At 33.2% G+C, this 15,206-nt stretch carries 14 protein-coding genes; 7 read left to right on the top strand and 7 right to left on the bottom strand.

What is annotated here, in order from left to right:
- The first annotated feature begins 3 nt into the window (after positions 1–3).
- On the top strand, positions 4–2,223 hold the full coding sequence (locus tag Q1A60_RS04440; RefSeq protein ID WP_299761963.1) for a response regulator: 2,220 nt from the start codon (positions 4–6) through the stop codon (positions 2,221–2,223).
- Positions 2,224–2,226: 3 nt separating this feature from the next.
- Here Q1A60_RS04440 and Q1A60_RS04435 read toward each other — a convergent pair whose 3' ends face one another.
- The 7 genes from Q1A60_RS04435 to Q1A60_RS04405 form a co-directional block, all read right to left on the bottom strand.
- On the bottom strand, positions 2,227–2,745 hold the full coding sequence (locus Q1A60_RS04435; protein WP_299761960.1) for a DinB family protein: 519 nt from the start codon (positions 2,743–2,745) through the stop codon (positions 2,227–2,229).
- Positions 2,738–3,829 (bottom strand): hemolysin family protein, encoded by a 1,092-nt coding sequence (locus Q1A60_RS04430; RefSeq protein WP_299761957.1) that lies wholly within the window; start codon positions 3,827–3,829, stop codon positions 2,738–2,740. Before Q1A60_RS04430 ends, Q1A60_RS04435 begins: the two co-directional genes overlap by 8 nt.
- Positions 3,830–4,145: 316 nt before the next feature.
- Positions 4,146–6,044 (bottom strand): amidophosphoribosyltransferase, encoded by a 1,899-nt coding sequence (locus Q1A60_RS04425; RefSeq protein WP_299761954.1) that lies wholly within the window; start codon positions 6,042–6,044, stop codon positions 4,146–4,148.
- Positions 6,045–6,098: 54 nt separating this feature from the next.
- Entirely contained in the window at positions 6,099–7,025 is a 927-nt protein-coding gene (locus Q1A60_RS04420) for a PfkB family carbohydrate kinase (protein WP_299761951.1), read from the bottom strand.
- A 57-nt stretch (positions 7,026–7,082) separates the two neighbouring features.
- Positions 7,083–7,697, bottom strand: a complete 615-nt coding sequence (locus Q1A60_RS04415) for an START domain-containing protein (protein WP_299761948.1) — start codon at positions 7,695–7,697, stop codon at positions 7,083–7,085.
- Positions 7,698–7,756: 59 nt separating this feature from the next.
- Positions 7,757–8,395: a ribonuclease H family protein gene (locus Q1A60_RS04410; protein ID WP_299761945.1), complete on the bottom strand. Its 639-nt coding sequence runs from the start codon at positions 8,393–8,395 to the stop codon at positions 7,757–7,759.
- Positions 8,396–8,459: 64 nt separating this feature from the next.
- Positions 8,460–9,050 carry a phosphoribosylglycinamide formyltransferase gene (locus Q1A60_RS04405; RefSeq protein ID WP_299761942.1) on the bottom strand — a complete coding sequence of 197 codons (591 nt, stop codon included), beginning with the start codon at positions 9,048–9,050 and terminating at the stop codon, positions 8,460–8,462.
- 180 nt (positions 9,051–9,230) lie between these two features.
- Between Q1A60_RS04405 and Q1A60_RS04400 the strand changes: the two genes are divergently transcribed.
- The 6 genes from Q1A60_RS04400 (at position 9,231) to pyk (ending at position 15,190) form a co-directional block, all read left to right on the top strand.
- Positions 9,231–9,464 (top strand): acyl carrier protein, encoded by a 234-nt coding sequence (locus Q1A60_RS04400; protein ID WP_008269813.1) that lies wholly within the window; start codon positions 9,231–9,233, stop codon positions 9,462–9,464.
- Between the two features lie 12 nt (positions 9,465–9,476).
- A complete protein-coding gene (gene fabF, locus Q1A60_RS04395; protein ID WP_299761938.1) occupies positions 9,477–10,730 on the top strand; it encodes a beta-ketoacyl-ACP synthase II in 1,254 nt (417 codons plus the stop codon).
- Positions 10,731–10,734: 4 nt separating this feature from the next.
- Entirely contained in the window at positions 10,735–11,472 is a 738-nt protein-coding gene (rnc, locus tag Q1A60_RS04390) for a ribonuclease III (RefSeq protein WP_299761935.1), read from the top strand.
- Between the two features lie 55 nt (positions 11,473–11,527).
- The gene (locus tag Q1A60_RS04385; RefSeq protein ID WP_299761932.1) at positions 11,528–13,159 is read left to right on the top strand and encodes a HAMP domain-containing sensor histidine kinase; all 1,632 of its coding nucleotides are present in this window, start codon (positions 11,528–11,530) and stop codon (positions 13,157–13,159) included.
- Positions 13,160–13,277: 118 nt separating this feature from the next.
- Entirely contained in the window at positions 13,278–13,763 is a 486-nt protein-coding gene (locus tag Q1A60_RS04380; protein ID WP_299761929.1) for an IPExxxVDY family protein, read from the top strand.
- On the top strand, positions 13,763–15,190 hold the full coding sequence (pyk, locus tag Q1A60_RS04375; RefSeq protein ID WP_299761926.1) for a pyruvate kinase: 1,428 nt from the start codon (positions 13,763–13,765) through the stop codon (positions 15,188–15,190). Before Q1A60_RS04380 ends, pyk begins: the two co-directional genes overlap by 1 nt.
- The last annotated feature ends 16 nt before the right edge of the window (positions 15,191–15,206 follow it).

The following is a 15,206-nucleotide window of genomic DNA, read 5'->3' as shown; positions in this document are numbered from 1 at the left end:
TAGATGAAGTGTAACCTATACTATATCATCCTTCTTCTTTTTTGTGTAAATCTTTCTTTTGCACAAGAAAAATCTATAACTCAAGATAGCATATACAATTTAAGTGAGCTGGTATTTAGTAATATAGATGAACTTGAATATAAAAATGCTATTGAGATTGCTACTCAAATTATAGCTGAAGGTGAAAGACAACAAAGTCCTTATTACACTTTTATTGGGTATGACCTTATGGGGAGTATTAATAGCGAAATGAAAGATACGCTTCAGGCTAGATTAAATCATGAAAAAGCATTAAAAATTGTAAAAGATAGTAAGCAAGATTCGATACTTTATTGGGCCTATTTAAGTTTAGGAAATGTAGAATCTGATGGAAAAGAAAATTATCAAAAAGGAATTGATTATTACAAAAAGAGCATTGAGCTTAATTCAGAAGGTAATGAATTAACAAAGATAGCCCCGCTTCTTAATATCGCCTGGACCTATCTAGATGAAAATAGAGCAGATGAAGCGCTTCCTTATCTTCTTCAGGCACAAAAACTCTATGAAAAAGATACGTTATACCCTAGAGATATTGTTGATGGTGAGACACTATTTGGCAGGTATCATACTCAAAAAGGAAACTATAAACTTGCCGAACAAGCTTTTTTAAAGGTTGAAGAAGTCATTAAAATAGAAAAATACAGTTCTATTGCTTTAGAGTTCTATAAACATTATGGTAAGCTTGCCGAACTTCAAGGGAATTATGAGAAAGCATATATATTACTTAAGGAAGCAAAAAAGCTTGATGATAAGAAGTATGAGCGTGATAAATTAAGAGAAGTACAGGCTGCTAATACTCGCTTTAATATTAAAGAATATGAACGCACTATAAAGTCTGCCAGGAATGAACAAATCATAAATGATAAACTCGTTGAGAAGTCTAGAGATTTGCGCAATATATTTATTCTTGCCTCTATTATTTTATTAATTGCGCTTATTGCTATCTTTTTTGCTTTTAAATCTCGAAAAAAATATATCAGACGCTTGCACGAAAAGAATAATCAATTAATGGTTGCTAAAGATGATGCAGAACGATTATCTCAACTTAAAACACAGTTTTTTTCTACAGTAAGCCATGAATTACGTACACCCTTATATGGTGTTATTGGACTAGCTTCCATTTTACTAGAAGATGAAGATTCTAAAAACAAGGAAGATCTTAAATCTTTAAAGTTTTCTGCAGATTATTTATTGGCACTTATAAATGATGTGCTTCTTTTAAATAAAATGGATGCTAATGGAGTTACTTTAGAGAAAACAGCATATCGATTATCTAGTCTTACAAAAAGTATTACACGTTCTTTCGAATTTAGTTTAGAGCAGAATAACAACAAAATACATTTACATATAGACGAAAACTTACCCGATAAACAAGTAGGAGATTATGTAAGGCTCTCTCAAATCCTCATGAATTTAATAGGAAACGCTATAAAGTTTAATGAAGATGGAAATATATGGGTATCTATTGATCTTTTAGAAAAGACAAAAGAAGGGTTATACAAAACAAAATTTACTATAAAAGACGATGGAATTGGTATTCCTACGAGTAAACAGAAAACAATCTTTGAAGAGTTCTCTCAAGTAGAAAACCGTAACTATAATTATCAAGGTACGGGTCTTGGTTTACCTATTGTAAAAAAGCTTTTGGCTTTATATGATAGCAAAATAGTTTTAGAAAGTGAAATGGGCAAAGGTTCTATTTTTACTTTTACGATCAATTTAGAGGCTAATGTTGCTAATGAAAATGAAACTGTAAAGAGTATTGGTAAAGAGAGTACTGCTATTCATGTATTCGAAAATGTGCACATTCTCGTAGTAGATGATAATCGTATCAATCAAAAAATCACCCAAAAGATTCTTGAAAAGCGTCAATTTCAATGCTCTTTAGCTGATGATGGGGAGCAAGCAATTGCATTGGTAAAAGAAAATACATACGATCTCATTTTAATGGATATTCATATGCCTAAGGTAGATGGGGTTCAAGCTACGAAAGCAATTAGAACGTTTAATACTGAAGTTCCTATTGTAGCCCTCACCGCTGTAGAGCTAGATGAAATGCGTGCTACAATTATGGATTCTGGAATGAATGATATCATTCTAAAGCCTTATGATATCTCACAATTTTTAACGACTATTTTACGTAACTTAAACAAGGCGTTTACAAAGTCTAGAAAAGCATTATAATAACTACCATCCGCTATAATCTGGAGGAACAATCTCGTTTAAGTTAAGATATACTATTATTTGACCTCTATGGTGTGTAAGATGATCTTGTAGAAGGTTTAAGATTTGTAATTTAGATTTAGGTCCTGCAAAAAACTGTACGGTTTCTTTTAATTCTTCTGGTAATGTTTTTTCAACAAGTACATATACATCATCAAAAGACTTTTTTAAAGCATTAATTATCGCTTCTTTCCCTTCTGGAGTGTTTTTAGAGAGCGCCTTTCTATCAAATCCTTCAGAAGAAAAATAAGTATTTCCTAACCAAAGCATATTACCTCTCATGTGTAATAGTTGAGCGCCAAAATTCATTTCTCTTTCTGTAGGAGCATATGTATACTTATCTTCTGGCATCGCTTCTGCGATCGCAATTAAATAATTTTTAGAATTATTCCATTTTTCTAGAAAAGCATCTTTTGCATTATCCTTTTGAGCATAGGTGATTGTAGTCAATAAACAAAGTGCTACACATAGTATTTTATTCATCTGATACTTTATTTTCATCTAATAATCCCAGCTCTTTTGCTCTCTTTTCCCAGTTTTTTCTAGCTAGTGTTTGTAAGTCTGCAACACGATCACTCTCGTCCATAATTTCTAGACCTAATAGTGTTTCAATAACGTCTTCCATGGTTACTAAACCACTTGTAGTACCATATTCATCTACTACTAATGCAATGTGGTTTTTTGTAGAAATTAACTCTTCAAAAAGGTCTGGTATAGGGAGATTACGATTTGTAATAAGTATAGGTCGTTGTATATTTTCCAATATTTTTTGATCATTCCCAAGCGCCATTTCTCTATACACTTCGCTTTTTAAAACAATACCCGTAACCTGATCTATATTTTTATCATATACTGGAATTCTAGAAAAACGCAATTCTTGATTCTCTTTAAAGAAATCACTTATTGTCATTTTAGAGGCGGCCGTTTTCATAACCGTACGAGGCGTCATTACATCTTTTGTAAGTACATCTTTAAATGATAATAAATTGGTTAGGATCTTACTTTCTGATTCTTCAAAGACTCCTTCATCACTAGCCATTTGAGCCATTGCTGTAAAATCTTCTCTACTTAAAACACTTCCATGGTGTCCTTTGCCTCCAACGAGTTTTGTTGTAAGCTGTAACAACCATAAGATTCCTGTCCATTTGAGCGGAAAAATAAGTGCTCTAAGTGCTTTTGCTGTAAAATTAGCAAGTTGCTTCCAATAGGTAGCTCCTATTGTTTTAGGTATAATTTCTGATGCTACTAGAATAAGAAACGTCATGATACCAGAAACCAATCCAACAAAATTTACACCTAAGATTTCAAAGTCTGGATATAAATCTGCAGCAACATTACCTACCATCATTGCACCTACAGTATGTGCTAATGTATTTAGAGTTAATATAGCAATAAGAGGTTTATCTACATCTTTTTTTAATTCTTCAAGACTAGATGCATACCCTTTGCCTTCACTTTTTTTAATATTTATAAATGTAGGAGATATACTTAGCAATACCGCTTCCAATATGGAACATAAAAATGAAAAGAAAATTGAAACGGTTGCCCAAAAAAGGAGTTGACCCATGGCTTATAAAACTGTTTCTGTAAAGGTATGTAAATTGAAATTAATCTGTAGACAGAAAATTTTAACTCTTCAAAAAAATAACAAGCCGATATTTTATACTTATTATCTACTTTTCTATTTAAAATTTTGGGCATAAAAAAAGGCGGAAAGTTCCACCTTTTTTTGCCCCAAATCTACCATGAACTTAACCTACTTATGCTATGGCTCTGCTAATATAATATTGATTTACAACCGTACAACATCTTTTAGACCAACTACACGATTTTTAGACCAAATACACAAAAAATATGAGATTTGTGATTTACTTAAGATCAATCTAATAAGCTCTGGCACTATTTCCTTCCATATAATTTATAAAAGCACGGTTAACAACGCGATTCCCTCCATTGGTAGGATAGTCTCCCGTAAAATACCAATCTCCTAAATTTTTAGGACATGCTTTATGAAGGTTTTCTACTGTCTGATAAATGATTTCTACTTCTGGTTTTACAGTTTCATCACTTAATAATTCTGAGATTTTTGATGAAATTTCTTGATCTGTAAAAGGGTCATAAATTTCTTTTACAAAGTTTTGTACATCTTTATCTTTAAGATCTACTTGTGCTTTGCATTTTTCATATACTTCTGAAATAACAGCTTCTTTTCCATTTTCTTTAAGAAGGGCTATTGCCGCTCTAAAAGCAATAAAGTCTTCCAGTTTTGCCATATCAATACCATAACAATCTGGATAACGTATTTGCGGAGCAGAAGAGACAACAATAATCTTTTTAGGATTAAGGCGCGCCATCATTTTAATAATACTCTTTTTAAGTGTCGTCCCTCTTACAATACTATCATCTATAATAACAAGTTTATCTTCAGGTTGAATCACGCCATAGGTAACGTCATATACATGGGCAACTAGGTCGTCACGACTACTATCTTCTGTAATAAAGGTTCTAAGTTTTGCGTCTTTTATCGCAATCTTTTCTGTTCTTAGCTTTCGCGAAAGGATACGTTCAACGGTTTCCTTATCTAGGTCTTCTTTTGAAGCTAACAGCTCTTCTCCTTTTTGTTTATTAAGTTCATCTTGAGCAGCCTCTACAAGTCCATAAAAAGAAGTTTCGGCTGTATTAGGGATAAAACTAAAAACGGTATTCTTAGTATCGTGATCTATGCTCTTAAGTACTTCTGGCATTAAAAGTCTTCCTAACAATTTACGCTCTTGATATATCTCAGCATCACTCCCTCTTGAAAAATAAATACGTTCAAATGAGCATGCTTTTCGCGTAAGCGATTCTAATACTTTTTTAATACTTAACTTTCCGTTTTTCTTTACTATTAGCGCACTTCCAGGATCTAATTCCTTTACATCATCAAAGTCTACATTAAATGCTGTTTGAATTACAGGACGTTCACTTGCAACCACTGCTACTTCATCATCTTCATAGTAATATGCTGGACGTATTCCTGCAGGATCTCTTAACACAAATGCATCTCCATGACCTAAAAGACCTACCATAGCATAACCGCCATCCCAGTCTTTTGAGGCTCTTTTTAATATTTTTTCAACTTTTAATCGTTCTGCTATTTGAGGAGAAGCTTGTTGCTTGTTATATCCTTCTTTTTTTAATTTCTTATATAATTTTGCCACCTCATCATCAAGAAAATGCCCTATTTTTTCCATAACAGTAATGGTATCTGCATGCTCTTTAGGGTGCTGGCCTAATGAAACAAGCTTATTAAAAAGCGTGCTTACATTTGTCATATTAAAATTACCCGCAACAATCAAGTTACGATGCATCCAATTATTTTGGCGTAAAAATGGATGTACACTTTCTACACTATTTTTTCCAAAAGTTCCATATCGTACATGTCCCATAAGTACCTCGCCTAAATAAGGAACATTGCTTTTTTGCCATTCTACATCATCTTTACGATCTGGATTTGCCGTCATGACTTCATTAATACGACCATTAATCTGAGCAAAAATATCCTGAATAGGTTGCTGTTCTGTAGATCGTTGCCTTGAGATATAACGCTGCCCAGGAGCCATATCTAACTTAATACTTGCAAAACCAGCACCGTCTTGACCACGGTTGTGCTGCTTTTCCATCATTAGATACATTTTATTTACTCCATAAAAAGCAGTTCCATACTTCTCTTTATAATAGCTAAGTGGTTTTTTTAATCGTATAAGGGCGATTCCACATTCATGCTTTATTGCATCACTCATAGTAGGTACTTTATAGTAAAAGCAAATGCGCCCCAAATTTGGGGCGCATTTATATTAATTAAGTTCTATTTCAAACTGCGTTAGCTGTTTAAACTGCTGCAGACGTTTTCTTATTTCTTCGGTTGTTACGTTTTCTAGTCGTTCTGTTCCAAATTTTTCTACGGTAAAGGAAGCGAGACAAGATCCATAAATCAATGCTTGTTTCATATTTTCAAACGTAATATCTCCGCTACTTGCTAAAAATCCAGCAAATCCTCCAGCAAAAGTATCTCCTGCTCCTGTAGGATCAAATACTTCTTCTAGTGGTAATGCAGGTGCAAAAAACACTTCTTCATTATGAAATAATAGTGCTCCGTGCTCTCCTTTTTTAATCACTACATATTTAGGACCCATTTCATGAATCTTTCTAGCTGCCGTCACTAAAGAATACTCTCCACTTAATTGACGAGCTTCCTCATCATTTATCGTAATAACATCTACTTTTTTAAGTGTTGTCTTAAGTTCATCTAATGCAATATCCATCCAGAAATTCATAGTATCGAGAATAACTAGCTTAGGGTCTGTCATTTGTTCAATGACACTAAGTTGCACAGTAGGCTGTAAGTTACCTAACATTACAATCTCTGCATCCTGATAACTCGCAGGAACTTGAGGGTTAAAATCTCCAAGGGTATTTAATTCTGTAACAAGGGTGTCACGAGTATTCATATCATTATGATATTTACCACTCCAAAAAAAGGTTTTTCCTCCTTTTACTACTTCTAATCCTTCTATATTAATATTTCTATTAGTCAGAAGGTTTATATATTCTTGTGGAAAATCTTCTCCAACAACAGATACAATAGCGGTATCTACGTTTTTAAATTGTGAGGCACAAAGACCTATATACGTAGCAGCACCACCAAGAATCTTATCTGTTTTACCAAAAGGAGTTTCTATAGCATCAAATGCACAACTTCCAACAATGACTAATTTACTCATCTATGTTTTTTTGCAAAGATATAGTTTTAAAGAAAAAGAAAAACACGAAATCTTGTCTCAATTTTGAGACATTTCTTTATATGAATCTAGCTTACGATGTAGCTCTGTAAATGTCTTAAAAGGTCCTTTTACTATAAGTGGGTTTACAATAATAGCTGGCACTCTACCTCCTGGGTCCATATGTATTTGTTGTGTCGCTCTTATACCCTCTTCTTCTTTCTCTAATAACCAAAACCCAGAAAGTTTTTCAATACGCAAACAGTTATCTTGAACATCTAATACATTAGATACTGTTTCTATAGAAAGGTATATTCTATCTTCTGTATGTTCTACTAGTTTTAACTCTGTTACTACATCTCTATCTTTTAGTGGCCAAGGCATTTCCTGTTTATAATAAAAAAATCGTGAGTTTTCTTTATCACTAGGAATACGATAGCTTATGTTAAATTCGCAAGAAGATGTATAGGTAGGTGCTTCATATAGTTCAAACAATAACTCTTCAAAAGTAGTCTCTATAACAGACGTTGCTTTAAATTCTTTAAAAGGACTATCTGGATATGCACGTGTATAGATCTCTATATTATCTTTTGATTTTTTAAGTTTCCATTTCTCTGGAGTGCTTGTACCAAAAGAGAGTAACATAAAAAAAGTAAGATAAAACAATGTCTTCATAGCGGGGGTTTAGTAGCGCAAATTTTAAAAAAATTACAAATCAAAGGGTATAAAAGTAATTACTTTCTTCCAAAATCTGCAGGAATCTCTCCCCAAGCTTTTGTTTCCCACTTGACAATAGTAGTTGTGTACGTATTTGTTTTTAGCCATTTTTCGGCACGACGTACAAGATCATATACTTCTTTATTACGAGGACTTTCTTGAAGTTTTGTATTGCAGGCTTTCTTTTTCACCCAACCTATAGCAATACGAGAATCTGAATAAATAATACGATCACTCCCTATTTTTTTTAGATATGCTAACCCATGTACAAGCGCTAAGAACTCTCCTATATTATTTGTTCCTTGTTTAAAAGGTCCTTGATGAAAAAGTTGCTTTACTGTTTGTGTATCTACTCCTCTATACTCCATAATGCCTGGATTTCCTGAACTCGCAGCATCTACGGCAATAGAATATAGATTAGGTTCTCCATATTTGGCTTTTTCTTCTGGAGTAAGCACTTTCTTTTTTTTAGAAGTTCCTTTTACATCAGCATAGTCTTTATTATACGCCGTTTTTGCTTCTGCAAAGGTTGGAAAAGATTTATACTGTGCTCCTGCAAAACCATCTATCATTGCCTTACAGTCTTTCCAAGTAAGATAAATGCCTGGTCTCTTACCTTGCCAAACCACATAAAACTTTTCTTTCTTTTTACTCATTGTTATGTCCCGTAAGCGGGTATATTTTCATTTCTCAATTTCAGCGAAGGCGGAAATCTCATCTCTATTTCGTATTAAATAAGAGCCTTTCTATTACTACAGGAAAGTGTTCATACTCTAATTGATGTACTTTTTCGGCTATTGTTTCTGGCGTGTCTTTTGGGGTAACTTCTACTTTTTCTTGGAAGATATAATCTCCTTTATCATATTCTGGTGTTACCTTATGTATTGTAATTCCCGTATAGGTTTTTTGCCCTTTATGCGCTTTCGCAAAAGCGTATACAGCTTCATGAACATGCTTCCCATACATACCTTTACCTCCAAAATTAGGTAATAATGCAGGATGAATATTGATAATTTGCTCAGGAAACAGATTAATTATTTTTTCTGGAAAAAGCCATAAAAATCCTGCCAAGACAATTAAGTCAGGTTTTGTTGCTTGTAAAAGATGTACAATATCGTCGGTTTTATAGAGTGCTGTTCTGTTAAAACTAATGGCACTTATTTGACTCTTATTTGCACGCTCTAAAACTTTGGCATCCTTGTTGTTACTGAGCACTTGCACGACTTGAGCATCCGTACGACCCTTAAAATGATTAATAATACGTTGGGCATTTGTACCGTTACCCGAAGCAAAAATTACAATACGTTTCATATATTTATGACACTGTTATAATGTGCAAAACAAACGATTATTATTAACAATTTGAAGGTTTTTATTAGAGAAATTATTTAATATTTACGTAAATTACCTTCATATTTTTGCGGCAATAGTGATCAAACCATAAAGGTTTGTTATTTTTGCCACTTAATTAAAAAATTAAATTTAGAAATTATGTCAGACATTGCATCAAGAGTAAAGGCTATCATCGTAGACAAATTAGGTGTAGACGAGAACGAAGTTGTAACCGAAGCTAGCTTCACAAACGACTTAGGTGCCGATTCACTAGACACTGTTGAACTTATTATGGAGTTTGAAAAAGAATTTGATATTCAAATTCCAGATGATCAAGCCGAGAACATTGCTACCGTAGGTCAAGCAATATCATATATAGAAGAGGCAAAATAAGTCTTATTATTTATGGAGTTAAAGCGAGTAGTAGTTACTGGACTTGGTGCACTTACACCAATAGGAAATAATATTCAAGAGTACTGGGATGGATTATCCACAGGAAAAAGTGGGTGTGCTCCTATTACATATTATGATGCAGAAAAGTTCAAAACAAAATTTGCTTGTGAACTTAAAAACTTTAACGCTCTAGATTTTTTTGATCGTAAAGAAGCTAGAAGGTTAGATAAATTTGCCCAGTACGCATTGGTGGCTTCAGACGAAGCCATCAATGATGCTGGAATTGACCTAGAAAAAGTTGATAAATTTAGAGTAGGTGTTATTTGGGGTGCCGGAATTGGAGGATTAGAAACTTTTCAAAATGAAGTTATTAATTTTGCTCAAGGTGATGGTACACCTCGATTTAATCCTTTCTTTATTCCTAAAATGATCGCAGATATTGCACCTGGTAATATCTCTATTAAGCATGGCTTTATGGGACCAAATTATACAACGGTCTCTGCTTGTGCTTCTTCTGCAAATGCAATGATCGATGCTATGAACTATATACGTTTAGGGCATTGTGATATCATTGTAACGGGAGGAAGTGAAGCTGCTGTGACACAAGCAGGAATGGGAGGATTTAATGCAATGCATGCCTTATCTACTAGAAATGACGATCCACAAGCAGCATCAAGACCTTTTGATGCTACACGTGATGGTTTTGTTTTAGGAGAAGGTTCAGGCGCATTGATATTAGAAGAATATGAACATGCAAAAGCTAGAGGGGCTCATATCTACGCAGAAGTTGTAGGTGGAGGAATGTCTAGTGATGCCTATCATATGACAGCACCGCATCCTGATGGAATTGGTGTAGAACGTGTAATGCTTAATTGTTTACGTGATGCAGGAATGACTCCTCAAGACGTAGATCATATTAATACACATGGTACTTCTACTCCTTTAGGAGATGTCGCCGAATTAAAAGCTATTTCTAAAGTTTTTGGAGATCACGCAAAAAACATCAATATTAATTCTACAAAATCTATGACAGGTCACCTTTTAGGTGCCGCTGGAGCGATAGAGGCTATTGCTTCTATTCTTGCTATGAAACATAGTTTAGTGCCTCCAACAATTAATCATAGTGTTGTAGACGAACGTATTGATTCTTCATTTAATCTTACATTAAATGAGGCACAACCTAAAGAAATTAATGTAGCGATGAGTAATACCTTCGGTTTTGGAGGTCATAATGCTTGTGTGCTATTCAAAAAAATAGACGCTTAATAGTATGAGCGCCATAAAAAAAATATTTTCTTCCCGTTCAAATACGAACGGGATTTTTTTTATGCGCATGCAAAGTATCTTGGGGTTTAAACCTAAAGACATAAGCCATTATGAAAAGGCTTTTACACATAGATCCTTAGGACTTAAAAAAGAAGATGGCAACCCTTTAAATTATGAACGATTAGAGTTTTTAGGTGATGCAATGCTAGGCGCTGTTATCGCTGCACATCTTTTTGAAGCTGTTCAAGGTGGAAATGAAGGATATCTTACCAAAATGCGCTCTAAAGTTGTAAGTAGAAAACACCTAAATGAATTGGGTAATGAGCTCAATTTATTACGATATGTAAAAGCAAATATTCCAAAAGAGAATTTTGGAGTTAATATTCATGGAAATTTATTCGAAGCACTTATCGGTGCAATATATTTAGACAGAGGCTATCCATATTGTAAAAAGTTTATCTATAAGAGGGTTATTAATCCTTATGTAGACATCGAAAAACTTGAAGGTAGAATTATAAGTTATAAGAGTGTTCTTATAGAATGGTGCCAAAAAGAAAAGAAAACTTTTAAGTTTGACACCTATGAAGATACAGGAAAAGATACCGTTAAACATTTTGCTGTTCGATTATATATTGACGGTAAAATTATAGCGAAAGCACGGGCAACGTCTAAGAAAAAGGCTGAAGAAATCGCATCTAAACGGTCTTTTTACGTGTTTCAACGACAAATAGAAAACAAATAAAGAAAGTCTTTAAGATTTTATTTACATTTGTTGTTTAACAGAGCCCTAACTCTAGATGTCTTTTCGTTTACCTAAAAAATATTATTCTGTTTTTGCACTATTTGCTATAATAAGTGGTATTCTAGTATTTTGGGCTGATTCATATATCACCGAAAAAGAAAAAGAAAACAGAAAAATACGTTTAGAAAAGTTAAACAAAAAAACAGCATCCGATTTTCAAAATGCTCTGAACAACTATGCCACTTTAATGTCAGGTATACGTTCATATGTTAAACTATCAAATGAATTTCCCTCTCAAGAAGCACTTCATCAATTTGTAGATTATCAGTTATCTAGTCTCCCAATAGATGATAGTTATGTTATTTCGTATATAGATTCAACACATTTTTTTAAATATTCTTTTACTAAAGACCTAATAGATCCTAGCGATCTTATTGGAACATCTATTAAAGACCTTGTAAGCGAAAAAGGGGTCAAACTCATGGAAAAGAAACTAAAAAGAAGAGACTATGTCGCCTTTAACCCATATAATATTGTGGAAGGTCGCGTAGGGCTTCCTATTGGTTTCAAAGCGTATAGTTCTCTTAACAAGGACATGGGCTACTTTTCTATTATAAAAGATTTCAAACCTATTATTGATCGTGTATATAGCAATATAGATACTACACAATATACTTTTAGATTTAAAACGTCTACGGGTGTAGAGTTTGATAGAGAACGTGTATATGACGGTAAAAAAATATACAATACTAAAAAAGATGAACAGTACTGGAGAAATTTTGATCTAAAGGATGAAGATTTTATAGGCACACAAATTCCATTTTTCAATAAAAAGTTTATTATAGAAACTGCCTACAAAGATTCCTATAAAAGGAATCCTAGATTGTTATTATTAATGATCTTATGGTATACCTTATTGTTAAGTTTTATGCTTTTTATTATTATTCAACTATATTTTTATAAGCGTAAAAACAGAACAATTGCTAAACAAAAAAAGGAACTATCAGAACTTGTTGCAACAAAAAATAAATTTTTTACCATCATTGCTCATGATCTTAGAAGTCCTTTATCTTCTGTTATTAATTTTCTAGATCTTTTAAAAGAAGAACAGAAGCCAAACAATCAAACAAATCAGATCATAGAGGCTCTTGGGGACTCCAGTAAAAATAGTCTCTCTCTTTTAGATAATTTATTGAAGTGGTCAAAAATCCAAACAGGTAAAACTCACTATGAGCCACAAAAAATTGATATTCTTAGCCTTGTAAAAGATCAAATAAAGACACAGAAACAACAAGCCCTTAGAAAAAATATAAACATAGTTATAGAGGCCAGTACAGACGTCAAAGTAATGGCAGACAAGAATATGATTGCGACTGTTGTTCGTAACTTATTATCTAATGCTATAAAATATTCTCATCCTGATGGGGTTGTCGTTATAGAGCTAAATAAAGTAGATACTTCCTTTTCTTTTAGTATTGAAGATAATGGTATTGGTATGCCTGAAGAATATCTTAATTCTTTATTTGATGTTACTAAAATAACAACTCAAAAAGGAACTTTACAAGAAAAAGGCTCTGGTTTAGGTCTCATTTTATCTAAGCAATTTATAGAGATCCACAATGGAATTTTAACAATAGAAAGTACACAGAATAAAGGAACTATTACTTCTTTCACGCTTCCTGTATAAAACTTTCGGCTTAATTATCTAACTCAAACGTTTGCGTATCTTTTTATATAAGATTGTCGCATATATCCATATGTAATAAGGTTAGTTTTATGTATCTTTAAATTTCGCAGTCATTTTTATGGGGACATTTAAGCTAGTATTAGAAGATGATTTTGGTTATGACTTTACACTTATTGCTATACATGGAGCTATAGAGTCTTATTATCTTGCTTATTTACTTAATAAGCATTTAAATCTTAGACTCAAAAGAAGTAGAACCAATTTAACAATAAGTCATGATGTTATCCCTGCAGAGTTTCCAGTATATGAATATCATAACGAAAAACAATACGCAACGTATCATCTTTTTAGTAATCTTACAAAAATTAAAAAAGAGCGAACTGATACGCATTCCAGTCTATTTGAATCTGAAACTGCTATAGAAAGGCGTTTTTTTTTAGAAGATTTACCTCGTGTAGACTATTTATTAAAAGTAAGTGAAGAAGGGAGTGGGTTTGCGCAAACAAAAACACTAAAAGAGCTTAACCAAATACCACAAATTGTAACCGCATACACTGTTGATATAAAACAACTTAAAACAAAAGAAAACTTAATTTTTGAATAATGCCAACTAGAAAAAAAACCAAAATCGTTGCTACCTTAGGTCCTGCTACAAGTACAGAAGAGACTCTTTTAAAAATGATGAAAGAAGGGGTTGATGTTTTTAGAATTAATTTTTCGCATGCAGACTATGAGGATGTCATAGAACGTATCAAAATGATTCGTAATCTTAGCAAAAAATACAAACATAATACAGCGATCCTTGCAGATCTTCAAGGACCTAAACTAAGAGTAGGTCGTATGAAAGAAGAAGTCGTTGTTAATCCTGGAGATAAGATTATCTTTTCTACAAAGGAAGAGTTTGAAGGTACTAAAGACAGGGTATATATGAATTATGCTCAGTTTCCTAATGATGTAAAAAAAGGCGAACGTATTTTACTAGATGATGGTAAACTCATGTTTGAAGTAGTAAAAACAGATGGTAAAAACGAAGTAGAAGCAAAAGTTATACAAGGTGGGCCTTTACGTTCTAAAAAAGGTGTAAACCTTCCAAACACAAATATTTCGTTACCTGCACTAACAGAAAAAGATGTTAAAGATGCCATTTTTGCTATTAGCCAAAAAGTAGATTGGTTAGCCCTTTCTTTTGTGCGTCATGCAGAAGATTTAAAGCAATTACAAGCTATAATAGATGAGCATTCAGAATATAAAATTCCTATCATAGCTAAAATTGAAAAACCGGAAGCTGTAGAAAATATAGATAAAATTATTGCGTATTGTGATGGCTTAATGGTTGCTCGTGGAGACTTAGGTGTAGAAATCCCTGCAGAAGAAGTTCCACTTATTCAGAAAAAACTTGTGCTACGTGCTAAAAAAGCACGTATTCCTGTAATTATTGCTACTCAAATGATGGAGACTATGATTTCTAGTCTTACTCCTACAAGAGCAGAAGTAAATGATGTTGCAAACTCTGTTATGGATGGAGCAGATGCCGTAATGCTTAGTGGAGAAACATCTGTAGGACAATATCCTGTGCAGGTCATCCAGAAAATGGCATCCATTCTCAAAAATGTAGAAGATTCTGAACTTATTCAAGTGCCACAGGACCCACCACATATACGTACGAAAAGATACATTACAAAAGCCATTTGTTATCATGCAGCACATATGGCAAATGAAATAAGTGCAAAAGCAATCTCAACACTTACCAATAGTGGATACACTGCTTTTCAAATCTCTGCCTGGAGACCAAAAGCACATATCTTAGTATTTACATCAAATAAACGTATTTTAACGCAACTTAATCTCTTATGGGGTGTTAGAGCTATTTTTTATGATAAATATGTTAGTACTGATGAAACGGTAGAAGATGTAAATAAAATTGCCCACGAGATGGGATTTGTAAAAAAAGGAGACATGCTTATTAGTCTAGCAGCAATGCCTATTGTAGAAAAAGGTATGGTAAATACATTACGTGTTTCTGAAGTGTAAGAGATATACTATAAAA

The organism is uncultured Dokdonia sp. (genome assembly GCF_947492535.1).
Taxonomy (GTDB): domain Bacteria; phylum Bacteroidota; class Bacteroidia; order Flavobacteriales; family Flavobacteriaceae; genus Dokdonia.
The sequence above is the reverse complement of the archived record's forward strand: the minus strand, read 5'-3'. Positions and strand labels throughout refer to the sequence as shown.

Excerpts from the sequence above, each read along its gene's own strand:
- Q1A60_RS04400 (WP_008269813.1), top strand. The coding sequence starts at position 9,231 with ATGTCAGACATTGCATCAAGAGTAAAGGCTATCATCGTAGACAAATTA.
- fabF (WP_299761938.1), top strand. The coding sequence starts at position 9,477 with ATGGAGTTAAAGCGAGTAGTAGTTACTGGACTTGGTGCACTTACACCA.
- Q1A60_RS04405 (WP_299761942.1), bottom strand. The coding sequence starts at position 9,050 with ATGAAACGTATTGTAATTTTTGCTTCGGGTAACGGTACAAATGCCCAA.
- Q1A60_RS04410 (WP_299761945.1), bottom strand. The coding sequence starts at position 8,395 with ATGAGTAAAAAGAAAGAAAAGTTTTATGTGGTTTGGCAAGGTAAGAGA.
- Q1A60_RS04425 (WP_299761954.1), bottom strand. The coding sequence starts at position 6,044 with ATGAGTGATGCAATAAAGCATGAATGTGGAATCGCCCTTATACGATTA.
- Q1A60_RS04430 (WP_299761957.1), bottom strand. The coding sequence starts at position 3,829 with ATGGGTCAACTCCTTTTTTGGGCAACCGTTTCAATTTTCTTTTCATTT.
- Q1A60_RS04415 (WP_299761948.1), bottom strand. The coding sequence starts at position 7,697 with ATGAAGACATTGTTTTATCTTACTTTTTTTATGTTACTCTCTTTTGGT.
- Q1A60_RS04380 (WP_299761929.1), top strand. The coding sequence starts at position 13,278 with ATGGGGACATTTAAGCTAGTATTAGAAGATGATTTTGGTTATGACTTT.
- Q1A60_RS04420 (WP_299761951.1), bottom strand. The coding sequence starts at position 7,025 with ATGAGTAAATTAGTCATTGTTGGAAGTTGTGCATTTGATGCTATAGAA.
- Q1A60_RS04440 (WP_299761963.1), top strand. The coding sequence starts at position 4 with ATGAAGTGTAACCTATACTATATCATCCTTCTTCTTTTTTGTGTAAAT.
- pyk (WP_299761926.1), top strand. The coding sequence starts at position 13,763 with ATGCCAACTAGAAAAAAAACCAAAATCGTTGCTACCTTAGGTCCTGCT.
- Q1A60_RS04385 (WP_299761932.1), top strand. The coding sequence starts at position 11,528 with ATGTCTTTTCGTTTACCTAAAAAATATTATTCTGTTTTTGCACTATTT.
- Q1A60_RS04435 (WP_299761960.1), bottom strand. The coding sequence starts at position 2,745 with ATGAATAAAATACTATGTGTAGCACTTTGTTTATTGACTACAATCACC.
- rnc (WP_299761935.1), top strand. The coding sequence starts at position 10,735 with ATGAGCGCCATAAAAAAAATATTTTCTTCCCGTTCAAATACGAACGGG.